General features: G+C 37.8%; 10 protein-coding genes. 8 read left to right on the top strand and 2 right to left on the bottom strand.

Going from position 1 to position 11,936, the window contains the following annotated elements; translation table 11 throughout:
- The first annotated feature begins 268 nt into the window (after positions 1-268).
- The 7 genes from ACIQ2X_RS08555 to pdeM all read left to right on the top strand — a co-directional run bounded on the left by ACIQ2X_RS08555 (position 269) and on the right by pdeM (position 8,811).
- Complete coding sequence (locus ACIQ2X_RS08555) at positions 269-589, top strand: hypothetical protein (protein ID WP_396178508.1); 321 nt, start codon at positions 269-271, stop codon at positions 587-589.
- A gap of 333 nt (positions 590-922) precedes the next feature.
- On the top strand, positions 923-1,627 hold the full coding sequence (locus tag ACIQ2X_RS08560) for an FMN-binding negative transcriptional regulator (protein ID WP_396178509.1): 705 nt from the start codon (positions 923-925) through the stop codon (positions 1,625-1,627).
- 57 nt (positions 1,628-1,684) lie between these two features.
- Positions 1,685-2,803, top strand: a complete 1,119-nt coding sequence (locus ACIQ2X_RS08565; RefSeq protein ID WP_396178510.1) for a hypothetical protein — start codon at positions 1,685-1,687, stop codon at positions 2,801-2,803.
- A gap of 213 nt (positions 2,804-3,016) precedes the next feature.
- Complete coding sequence (locus ACIQ2X_RS08570) at positions 3,017-4,090, top strand: ligase-associated DNA damage response exonuclease (protein ID WP_396178511.1); 1,074 nt, start codon at positions 3,017-3,019, stop codon at positions 4,088-4,090.
- A complete protein-coding gene (locus ACIQ2X_RS08575) occupies positions 4,087-5,709 on the top strand; it encodes an ATP-dependent DNA ligase (RefSeq protein ID WP_396178512.1) in 1,623 nt (540 codons plus the stop codon). Before ACIQ2X_RS08570 ends, ACIQ2X_RS08575 begins: the two co-directional genes overlap by 4 nt.
- Positions 5,710-8,169 (top strand): ligase-associated DNA damage response DEXH box helicase, encoded by a 2,460-nt coding sequence (locus tag ACIQ2X_RS08580; RefSeq protein ID WP_396178513.1) that lies wholly within the window; start codon positions 5,710-5,712, stop codon positions 8,167-8,169.
- On the top strand, positions 8,170-8,811 hold the full coding sequence (gene pdeM / locus ACIQ2X_RS08585) for a ligase-associated DNA damage response endonuclease PdeM (protein WP_396178514.1): 642 nt from the start codon (positions 8,170-8,172) through the stop codon (positions 8,809-8,811).
- 14 nt (positions 8,812-8,825) lie between these two features.
- Here pdeM and apaG read toward each other — a convergent pair whose 3' ends face one another.
- Both apaG and ACIQ2X_RS08595 read right to left on the bottom strand, forming a co-directional pair.
- Positions 8,826-9,212, bottom strand: a complete 387-nt coding sequence (gene apaG, locus ACIQ2X_RS08590; RefSeq protein WP_396178515.1) for a Co2+/Mg2+ efflux protein ApaG — start codon at positions 9,210-9,212, stop codon at positions 8,826-8,828.
- Between the two features lie 81 nt (positions 9,213-9,293).
- Positions 9,294-10,550: a DUF5103 domain-containing protein gene (locus tag ACIQ2X_RS08595; protein WP_396178516.1), complete on the bottom strand. Its 1,257-nt coding sequence runs from the start codon at positions 10,548-10,550 to the stop codon at positions 9,294-9,296.
- A 206-nt stretch (positions 10,551-10,756) separates the two neighbouring features.
- Here ACIQ2X_RS08595 and ACIQ2X_RS08600 point away from each other — a divergent pair, with 206 nt between their 5' ends.
- Positions 10,757-11,773 carry a M16 family metallopeptidase gene (locus tag ACIQ2X_RS08600; protein ID WP_396178517.1) on the top strand — a complete coding sequence of 339 codons (1,017 nt, stop codon included), beginning with the start codon at positions 10,757-10,759 and terminating at the stop codon, positions 11,771-11,773.
- Positions 11,774-11,936: the final 163 nt, after the last annotated feature.

An 11,936-nucleotide genomic window follows, 5' to 3' on the forward strand; every position in this document is an offset into this window, starting at 1 on the left:
TCAACGGTTAATTGTTTATATTTTTTCATGAAAGACAAATTTAGGCTTTTGACCTTAAACACTTGGAGGAAAACTCCAAGTGTTTTTAATTTATCTGTTGCACTTATAACTTGAACTTACATTGAATTCATTGCCAAATTTGAAAACTTATCAAGGCTTTCAAAAATATTAGGCAGTTCTTCGTGGATTTGGACAAAAATTCAAATCCTATATTTATCGTTAAGCTGTACATGCTATTTGATGTATTTGTTCACAAAATAAAAAGACAATGGGAAATATAATAGCATCACAATGCAAACATTGTAACTATGAAAACTCTTTTAAATATGGAGGTAGTAGGATGGGTCATTTAACTAATCGTCCTATTCCTGCAATTAATATGGAATCAGGTAAGTTTGAATCTGTAAATTATATTGAACACGAAAAAAATCCTAAATATGTGTTTTATACATCTGCAAAATTAAAAGGCGATAATGAAAACAATGATACTATTAATAATTTTTCATTACAATTAAATACTGTCAATAATTTTTGTCCTAAATGTAATTCATTTTCTTTAAGCTTTAGAGTAACACACTATTGTGATTAAGCAATAAAATTAAGGGACATTAACTTCAAATGTTCCGCGCGAGCGTCCCGCTCGTGCCACCAAATATAAAACAACTTAATTAGGTACGAGCTTGACGCTCGCACCAGCATCCTAATAGTTGCAATTGTCCTGTTAAAATTAGTTAAGTTCTGGCTTCGAAAGATTGTGCGTTTCATTAATTGCTTTCAACAACAGTTTTATCCTTAAAATATTTGTGCCCACTTTTTTACCAAGACTTTGTTATATTTGAATCAGGAATAAGTTGGTTTTTACCAAACTTTATTTAAATAATAAGCACGCAACAAATCAGGTATTCAAAATCAGACATTAAACATGACAAGAAGTGAACAAATCGCTGGCAGTCATTGCAACATCACAATTAACAATATACACATGTACAACTTTTCCTATTTCAAAGAAAAAGACAAGCAGACCATTTTAGACTTCATCGAAGATAATCCATTTGCATTCATGACCGGGAGTTTTTTGTCCGGAAGTCAGGTGGCGACGCAAATACCGGTTTTACTGGAAGAACGAGAGGGCGAACTGTTTTTGCAAGGTCATTTTATGCGAAATACCGACCACCACAAAGCATTTGCAGAAAACCCTAACGCCTTGCTGGTTTTTACCGGCCCAAGTTGTTATGTAAGTGCTTCTTGGTACAGCAATCCGCACGCTGGATCGACTTGGAATTACATGAGTGTGCATGTCACAGGAAAAATACATTTTATGACCGATAAGGAATTAACATCATTTATGCGGAAGTTGACTTTCAAATTTGAGAAAGGGAATACAAATTCACCGACTGTTCTGGATAATTTACCAAGTCAGTATGTCGATCAAATGATGCCAGCCATTGTGGGATTTGAAATCAAAGCCGACCAATTAGAAAATGTATTCAAACTGAGTCAAAACCGAGACAAAGAAAGTTACGAAAATATCATTTCAAAACTGCAAGAAAAAGGCGGGAGTAGTGCTTTAGTAGCCAATGAACTCATCAAACGAAAAGCCGAACTTTTTCCTGACAGCACGAAATAATTTTTAAAGTTCCATTCATGGTTTCAAATTGGTTTAAAAAGCAAATAGCCTTCATAAATGAAATATCAAATTTTTATCCTGATTTTACTTCACAGCTTTACGAGCTCTTTCAGTCAAGAAAAGTACGTGTATCATTTCGAAAAAATGGAAGCGGTTGATACAATCTATAATAAAGACATAAAAGATGATGTGCTTAATGAGGCCGAAATGTTCGATAATAAATATTTCATCAGTTACTACGGTAAGGAGCGAATTCCCGCATTTTACATCAAGGAAAAAGATTTTTGTGTGACTTTAAATCTAGATTTCTCTGAACAAACCAACTACAAAATCATCGGTTTTTCTGAAAATAGACAGTTCATTTATATCAATGCCGAAGGCGATCATACGGCACGGCAAACGCAATTTGGATTCAAATATTTTTACATTGTCAATTTAGAAAATTATACTTTTTTGCAAATTCAATATTACTCGTCGATTGTTTTTTGGGAGCCTGATGAAAACGACCCAAATGGTTTTAATGTTACAAAAGAACATAAGGTAAACAGTTCGAAAATTGCATTTAACCAAAATGGATTTACGGTAATGAATGAAATTTTTGACATGAATAACGAAAATAAAATCGACTACGATGTCATACAAAGTGGCGAATACGAACTTGATGATTCCAAACTCAAAAAAACCAAATATTACGATGCGGATTTGATGAAATTTCTGCCCATTAAATATATTGGAGATATTGCAATCGGGATGACTTTGGAAGATATAATCTTAATTTATCCAAATATTAGTTTTATCGAAAAAGAAAATAATTACAAAACGTGTGCTGATAAGAGTAGTTTTGGTTTTGAAATTTGGGATGGAAATGAAGTTTTAGGTTTTGCTGCCAACAATATTCAGGATAACAAAATCAAAAGTTTGATCGTACGCTCGCCTAGATTTTACTTTGGTAAAATTAATACGAACACAACAGCAAGCGAAGTCCTGAAGTATTACCCAAAATCCAATATCCGCCTAGATTTACTAACCGACTGGGAACACATTTACATAAAAGAACTTCACGTCGAGCTTGTGTTTAAAACCAATGAAACCAACAGGATTGGATTATACAAAAATGATACTTTTAAAAAATTCAAAAATCCGAACGCGAAAGTTGATTGTATTCAAGTTTTTTAAATTTCCAACTCCCATCTTCTAACTCCCCTCCTTCGGAGGTCCCGAAACTTCGTTAGCGGGAAGCCAACAAAAGTTAAACTTCCCACAAATACTTTTTCATTCCCTTCAACTAGCTTAAATTTATTTAAAATCATCTCACAATTTCAATTGCTTCGCGTCTTTGCCCTCGAAGCCCTGGGATTGCGAGAAAAAAGAAAAAGTTAAAGAAACCCTATGACGGCACCCTTATTAGAATTTAACGACCGAGGCATTTATTGTTCGCAAGCCGATGTATACCTCGACCCGTGGAAACCAGTCAAAAATGCCCTAATTACCCACGGTCATGCCGATCACTCGCGATGGGGTCACGAACGCTACATTACCCATTCCAGCAACGTTCCCATCATCAAGCACCGACTTCGTGTCACCAATGTTATTGGCAAAGAATGGAACGAAACTTTTGTCATCAACAACGTTAAATTCTCCTTTCATCCCGCAGGTCACATTATCGGGTCGTCTCAAATTCGGGTCGAACACAAAGGCGAAGTTTGGGTTTTTACAGGCGATTATAAAACTGAAGACGACGGCATTTCCGTACCCTATGAAGTAGTAAAATGCCACACATTTATCACCGAATGTACGTTTGGGCTGCCCGTTTTTAAATGGCTGCCGCAAGCCCAAGTTATGGAGGACGTCAACAATTGGTGGGCCGAAAATCAAGCCGAAGGGAAGACTTCGGTTTTGTTTGGATATTCCCTCGGAAAAGCACAACGTTTACTCAAATTTCTCGACCCAAATATGGGCAAAATTTATACCCACGGCGCGATTGAAAACATGACCCAAGTGCTTCGACCGCAAGTTGATTTTCCAGCAACAACTTTAATTACCCGAGAAACTAAAAAGGAAGAATTATTAGGAAACATCGTTCTCGCGCCGCCAAGTGCCCACGGGAGTACATGGATTCGCAAGATGGCTCCTTATGTTACAGGTTCGGCAAGCGGCTGGATGGCTTTTCGGGGTGCCAGAAGACGCCGAGCGGTCGATAAAGGTTTTGTCTTAAGCGACCATTGCGACTGGCAAGGTTTGCTCGAAAGTATTTCTGCCACAGGTGCCGAAAGAGTTATTGCAACCCACGGCTACAGTGATTTGTTTTCGAAATATTTGCGCGAATTGGGATACGATGCCCGAACTGCCAAAACCCAATACGAAGGCGAATCGGGCGAAATGGACGGCAAAGGCGAGAAAGAAATGGAAAGTGAAGAAGCCGTATTAAATGAGCTGAACATAAATGTAGAGGAGAAATTATGAAACTTTTCGCCAACCTCATTCGCATCCTCGACAGTACCAATAAAACCAACTTAAAGGTAGAAGCCTTGACCGATTATTTTCGGCAAGCTCTGCCAAATGATAAAGTCTGGACTATTGCTTTATTGTCGCATCGACGGCCGCCAAGACCTGTAAATACTACACTTTTGCGTTTGTGGGCAAATGAATTGGCCAACATTCCGATGTGGCTTTTCGAAGAAAGTTACCACATTGTGGGGGATTTAGCCGAAACCATCGGACTCATTATTCCCACCACCGAAAATCATTCGGATAAGAGTTTGACCACCTTTTTGGAAGAAATTATCGCCCTCAAAACAAAATCCGAAGCCGACAAAAAAGCCTATTTGCACGAAAATTGGTTGGCACTGAATTACTATGAACGCTTTGTGTTTACCAAATTAATCACAGGAAGTTTCCGAATTGGCGTAAGCCAAAAGTTAATGACTCGAGCTTTGGCGAAAGCCGAAAACCTCGACGAAGATGTCTTGGCTTATAAATTAATGGGAAATTGGGACCCCAATAGGGTTAGTTTTCAAGAATTGATTTTAGACGAAAAAAGCAGTGATTTTATTTCCAAACCCTATCCTTTTTATTTGGCCTATCCGTTAGAAATGGAAATTGAAGCATTGGGAAACCCCGCCGACTGGAGTGCTGAACACAAATGGGACGGCATTCGGTCGCAAACCATCATCCGTGACGGACAAATTTTTGTGTGGAGTCGGGGAGAGGAGTTGGTAACCGACAAATATCCCGAATTTCAAGCTTTCGCAAAAGTAATTCCCAACGGAACCGTTTTAGATGCTGAAATTTTGCCTTTTCCAAATAACGAAATCGGAACGTTCAATGATTTGCAAACCCGAATCGGGCGAAAAACCGTTTCCGCAGCTTTGCTAAAAACGACACCCGTAATTCTAAAAGTGTACGATATTTTAGAATGGAAAAATGAAGACATTCGAACCAAACCGTATCAGGAACGACGTCAAATTTTAGAAGAATTATTTGCTGAAATAAAAAGTCCAGGTTTGCCTATTCGACTTTCAGAACGCGTTCAATTTTCAACTTGGGACGAATTAATTGAAGAACGAACCCGTTCACGAGAAATGAGAAGCGAAGGTTTGATGCTCAAAAAAAATGATTCTCCTTATTTGGTTGGTCGAAAAAAAGGCGACTGGTGGAAATGGAAAATAGCACCATTAACCATCGATGCTGTTTTGACCTATGCGATGCGAGGTCATGGTAGACGTTCCAATTTATTTACCGATTATACTTTTGCCTTATGGCAAAATCAAGAAGATGGCACTCGGGAATTGGTAACTTTTGCAAAAGCCTATTCTGGACTTACCGACGCCGAATTCAGGCAAGTAGATGATTTTATAAAAAAAAATACACTCGAACGTTTCGGTCCTGTGCGAAGTGTGACACCACAATTGGTTTTCGAAATTGGATTTGAAGGCATCGCGCTTTCCAAAAGACACAAAAGTGGTATTGCGACCCGATTTCCCAGAATTTTGCGTTGGCGACACGACAAAAAAATTGAAGATGCTAATTCAGTTGAGGATTTGAAGTGTATGATTATTGGCAATGATGAAATTGAAGAATAAATGAATCAAAAGGAATTAATTACTATCGGAAAATCATTTTTTAAGCGACAAGGTTGGACGGCATTTGCGTTTCAATTGGAAACGTGGAATGCTTTTTTGCAGGGTAAAAATGGCTTACTTCATGCGCCAACAGGAAGCGGAAAAACCTTCGCACTTTGGATTCCGATTGCCCTTCATTTGATTAGAAAAAATAAAAATTTTAAAGAAAAACTTCCTCCAGGAGTCAAAGCCATTTGGATCACACCATTACGGGCTTTATCTGTTGAAATTAAACAAGCCGCTGAAAAAATGGTGCTCGACTTGGACTTGCCGTTGACGGTTGGGATTAGAACGGGCGATACTTCTGCATCCGAACGCGTGAAACAAAAAACCAAAATGCCCGATTTGCTCGTTACCACGCCCGAAAGTTTGCAATTGCTTTTGGCAACCAAAGGTTACGATAAAATATTTAAAAATTGTGAAGCCATTGTCATTGACGAATGGCACGAATTATTAGGAACCAAAAGAGGCGTTCAAATGGAGTTGGCGCTTTCTCGTTTGAAAACTATTGTCCCGAAATTGCAACTTTGGGGCATTTCGGCTACCATCGGAAATTTGGCGAAAGCCCAAGAAGTTTTATTTGGCGTAAACCAAAATCCGGAAGAAACGGTTTTGGTAAGTGCTCAAATCCATAAAAAAATTAGAGTAGAATCGGTATTGCCAGAAAAAATGGAAACCTATCCGTACCGCGGTCACATGGGTTTGCATTTACTGGATCAAGTAGCCGAAATTATCAAGAGTAGCAAAACTACGTTAATTTTTACCAATGTTCGATCGGCTTGCGAATTGTGGTTTCAACGATTATTGGAAAAATACCCCGAATTTGCAGGAGAAATGGCGATGCACCGCGGCAGCATCAGCAGGGAAACCCGACATTGGGTTGAAAATGCCATTCGGAATGAAGAATTAAAAGTAGTGGTTTGTACGTCAAGTTTGGATTTGGGCGTCGATTTTGCACCTGTAGAATCGATTGTGCAAGTCGGCAGTCCGAAAGGGGTTGCCCGATTTTTACAACGTGCCGGACGAAGTGGTCACCAACCTGGAAAGGAAAGTCGCGTGTATTTTTTGGCCACTTATGCGATGGAATTAATTGAGGCTTCGGCGTTGCGAAAAGCGGTTGAAAATGGAATTGTAGAAGACCGGGTTCCGTTTTTGAATAGTTGGGATGTGTTGATTCAGTACTTAAATACGCTGGCGGTTTCGGACGGATTTTACCCCAACGAAATTTTTAAAGAAGTAAAATCCACATTTTGCTACCAAGAAATGACGCCCGAAGAATGGCAATGGATTATAAACTTTTTAGTGTATGGAAGTCAGAGTTTGCAAGCTTACGATGAGTTTAAAAAAGTAGAACTCGATCCCGATGGTTGCATGATTATTCGAAGCCGCCGAACCGCAATGCACCACCGAATGTCCATTGGAACCATCGTGAGTGACGCTTCGATGATGGTAAAATTTTTGAGTGGTGGCTATATTGGTTCGATCGAAGAATCGTTTGCTTCCCGTTTGCAACCGGGCGATACTTTTATTTTTGGCGGTAAAAAACTAACGCTTTTTAAAATCAAAAACATGCAGGTTTTGGTTCAAAAAGCAGCGGCCAATGCATCCTCAAAAGTGGTGAGTTGGTCGGGAGGTAGAATGTCGTTTTCTGCTCAAATGAGCGAACTACTGCGTCAAGAAATACATGTAGCAAATAAACCTGAACAATTATCAGTTGAGTTAGAAGCCTTGGAGCCCATTTTCAAACGGCAGCGAAAAGAGTCCATCATTCCTAATGCGAACGAATTTCTCATCGAAACTTTTAAAACAAGAGAAGGTTATCATGCTATTTTTTATCCCTTTGAAGGTCGGTTTGTGCATGAAGCTTTGGCGAGTGTTTTGGCCTATCGGATGAGTTTATTGTTGCCCATCAGTTTTTCTTTGGCGTACAATGATTACGGTTTCGAGCTCTTATCGGATCAAGAATTTTCTATTCAAGATTTATTGGATAACAATTTATTGTCGACTGCTCATTTGCATTCCGATCTGCAGGCAAGTTTGAATGCTACCGAAATGGCACGGCGAAAATTTAGGGATATTGCCATTATTGCGGGACTTATTTTTACGGGAATGCCAGGAAAAGCAGTGAAGGCCAAACATTTGCAAAGTGGTACTCAATTATTGTTTGAAGTTTTTAAAGAGTATGAACCTAATAATTTACTTTTGCAACAAGCGTATCGAGAAACTTTTGAACACCAGTTGGAGGAAGGCCGACTTTTACTGGCTTTGGAACGAATTGCATTACAAGAAATTGTCGTGAAGCAATGTTCAAAACCCACCCCGTTTAGTTTTCCGATAATTACAGACCGCTTGCGCGAAAAATTATCAAGTGAATCATTGGCGGAACGAATCAAAAAAATGACCGCTTCTTACCTGAAATAGATGACTTTTGAAACCAAGATTTACAACCAAAATTTTACGCTTCATTGCAGTGGAGCAATCTTTTGGAACGATAAAAATACTTTACTCATTGCTGATGTACATTTGGGAAAAGTAACGCATTTTAGAAAAAATGGTTTTGCCATTCCCAACGAAGCCCTGCACCGCAATTTTGATAAATTGATGGAAGTGGTGGGGTATTTTAAAGCCACTAAGATACTTTTTCTAGGGGATTTATTTCACAGTACTAAAAATAGTGAGTGGGATTTATTTGTAAAATGGTCCCGAAATTGTGGTTGTGAATTAGTGCTTATCGCTGGAAATCACGACATTATAAAACCTTACAATTACCAAGAACTTGGGGTAAAAGTCGTAGATGAATTAATAATCGACAATTTTATGTTGACCCATCATCCCACGGAATCCGCTGATTATTTCAATTTTTCTGGACACATTCACCCTGGAATTACATTGAAAGGCTTGGGAAGAAGTAGGATGAAATTGCCGTGTTTTTTTCAAAGAAAAAAACAAATTATTTTACCTGCTTTTGGGGCGTTTACGGGATTGGGAATCATACAACCTCAGGAAGGCGACGTGATTTATGCAATTGCGGGATTGGAAATAGTTTTAGTTCAAAAATCCTAAATTTAAATTCAGTTTTAATTCAATGCAAATGGGGCGCTTAATTTAAAACTCGGTACAATTACTCTAAAATTTCGAGTAGAAGTAAAATTTACCATATTAAAATAGCCTTTCATTGCACCAAATGGAGACGCTAAAAGGCAGCCTGATTTGTAGGTGTATGTTTCGCCAGGACGCAGAACAGGTTTTTTTCCCACGACACCTTCACCTATAACCGTTTCTCGATCATTGAGTGCGTCAAAAATTTCCCAAAATCTAGAAATTAACTGTACAGAGTCTTTGCTGTGGTTTTCGATAGTTATTTCGTAACTAAAGGCAAAATTGACCTTATAGTTCTTGAAATACGTGCCTTCAAAACTAGTCAAAACCGAAATTTTTATACCTCTTGTTATTTGTGTAACCATTTCTGAATTTCTTTAGCAGCCACCGTTTCTTTTAATTCGGTATAAAATTACTTAAAATAAAAGGTGTAACCAAATTAAAAATCAATTAGTAACGAACTCTGATGTGGTAAAGCCTCTACCAATTACTCGGTCGTACCGCTGACCATTTTCTCGGTAATAAACCAAAGCCAAATAATCGTTTAACGTTTGATGAAAATTTCCGTCGATAGCATTCTCATAATCCACATTTCCTTTTTTATCAGCAATTTGATACTCGAAGTTCACGAAACCTTGCTTAATCATTAGCGCTTTTTCATATAGTCCCTTTTCTTTGTTGTATTCCATCTTGTTTTCTTCGGATCGGGCATAACCGTTAAACATTCCTACGATGTAAATATCGTTTTTTCCAAAATAAGCCGGAGCGCTTAGACTGAAAAATACCCAAGCATAATCGGCCTCAATATTAAAATTTTCGCCGTTGATGTTTCGGACTAAAAAGTTTCCATTAATGTCGGGGAAGAACGTATAAATGTTACTTCTCCTTGCAATATTGGTGTGCAAAATTGAATTATAAGTTTCATTCGACCGCACGAGAGCCACGGTATTATTGGCCGCACGAATGTCTTTATTGTAAAAATTTAAAAATTCATTACCGCCCCAAAACTGTGTTTCGGTATCGTACCGATAAATCAGATCGTTGCCGATAGTAAACATCGGTTTCACATTTTTTATTGCAGTATTGAAATTGCCATTTTGCATCAACATAATCTTGACATTGAGCAACGGATTTTGAAATTGAATCGCATCTGATTTTATCGAAAATTCCAAATTTTGTTTGGTATCAAGATTTTGACTTGTTCGGGCTCTTCGCACTTGCATCGGTACCGAAACAAGATTTTCGTACAAAATAAATTTTCGGGAAAAAACGACCTCTTTACTGTTGTTTAATATAGTCAACATGTAATTTCCAGATACTTTAAATCGGGTAAAATTGTTTGGAAAAGTCAACGTATAATGGGTATACAATTGCAGTGTGTTGAAAGAATTTTCAACTCTTTGAATACGTTGATCGTCAAATCCGTCGATGTATTCTGCTTTTGAGAGTTGGGATTCTTTCCAATCATAATCGCAATGCGTCAAGACATAAAAATAGTTGGCTTCGTCGCCATACAAATCATCAAACTGAAACTGAAAACCTTCGTTTACATTGAAAACCGGCACTACATTTTCGCCGTTTTGAACAAAAGTTACCGTTTTAATATTGTAGGGCGGGATAACTTCTGTCACTTGAGCTTGAAGAAATAGTGGAATCAAAAATATTCCGAGTAGAATTGAGAGTGCTTTTTTTGACGTAATCATAAAATTTATTTTTCGACCTCGTAAATATACGATTTTCTGTTAATAGGTTGTCTTTTAAATGATAGGGTTTTTGATGCTAAATTTAAATAAAGCATGTATTTATGCATCATTTTATGATATTTGATGGTTTAATTGTTAATTAAAATACAATAAAATCAACCTTCTTAAGTTATTTATTAAATTTAAGCAACCATAAAATATTTAATTTGAAACAATTTACGAAAACACTTTTCTTTCTGTTAGCCTTACCGGTTTCGATGGTAGCACAGGAATTAAAAGGAGACGCACTTATTCCATTTGACTCCAGCGTGAGAACAGGGAAATTAGAAAATGGCCTTACCTACTACATTAAAAAGAACGGAAAACCCGAAAACAAAGTTGATTTACGGCTGGTTATTAATGCAGGATCAATCTTGGAGAACGACGATCAGCAAGGATTGGCCCACTTTATGGAACACATGTGTTTCAATGGAACCAAGCGTTTTCCGAAGAACAAATTGGTGGATTATTTGCAAAGTATCGGGGTTAAATTTGGTCAACATTTGAATGCTTACACCAGTTTTGATGAGACCGTGTATTTTCTTCCCATCCCATCAGACGATCCTGAAAAGTTAGAAAAAGGTTTTCAAATTATTGAAGATTGGGCTTTTAATGCTGTTTTAACGCCCGAAGAAATCGACAAAGAACGCGGTGTAGTTTTAGAAGAATATCGGATCGGTTTGGGAGCCGATAAGCGAATGTTAGGACGCTATATGCCCAAAATGATGTACAACTCGCATTACGCGAACCGACTACCGATTGGTAAAAAAGAAATTTTAGAAAATTTTACACACGATAAATTAGTTAGTTTTTACAAAGATTGGTACCGTCCCAACTTGATGAGTGTTATTGTGGTGGGAGATATTGATGTGGATGCAATGGAGAAAAAGGTGAAAGACCATTTTTCTTCTTATCAAAATCCTAAAAATGAACGTCCTCGAAAAGTGTATGAATTGCCAAATCATAAAGAAACTTTTATAGCGGTCGAAAGTGATAAAGAAGCCTCTTCTGCCCAAGTACAGTTGATGTATAAAGATTACGATGCGCCAAAACCAATGGTAACGATTACTGATTATAAAAAGGAAATTACTGAAGGTTTGTTTTCAACAATGTTGAACAATCGTTTGGACGAATTGACCAATTCACCAACCCCTCCATTTACTTTTGGATATTCGTATCATTGAGGAACTTTTGCTCGAACTAAAGAAGCCTACCAATCTTTTGCAATGACTGCCGAAGACAAACAATTGGACGGGTTGAAAGTTTTGGTGATGGAAAATGAAAGGGTGAAAAAATATGGTTTCACAGAAGGCGAACTTGTTCGCGCCAAATCTGATTTTGTGGCCG

Origin of the sequence: Flavobacterium sp., from assembly GCF_044368625.1 — a bacterium.
Lineage (GTDB): Bacteria > Bacteroidota > Bacteroidia > Flavobacteriales > Flavobacteriaceae > Flavobacterium.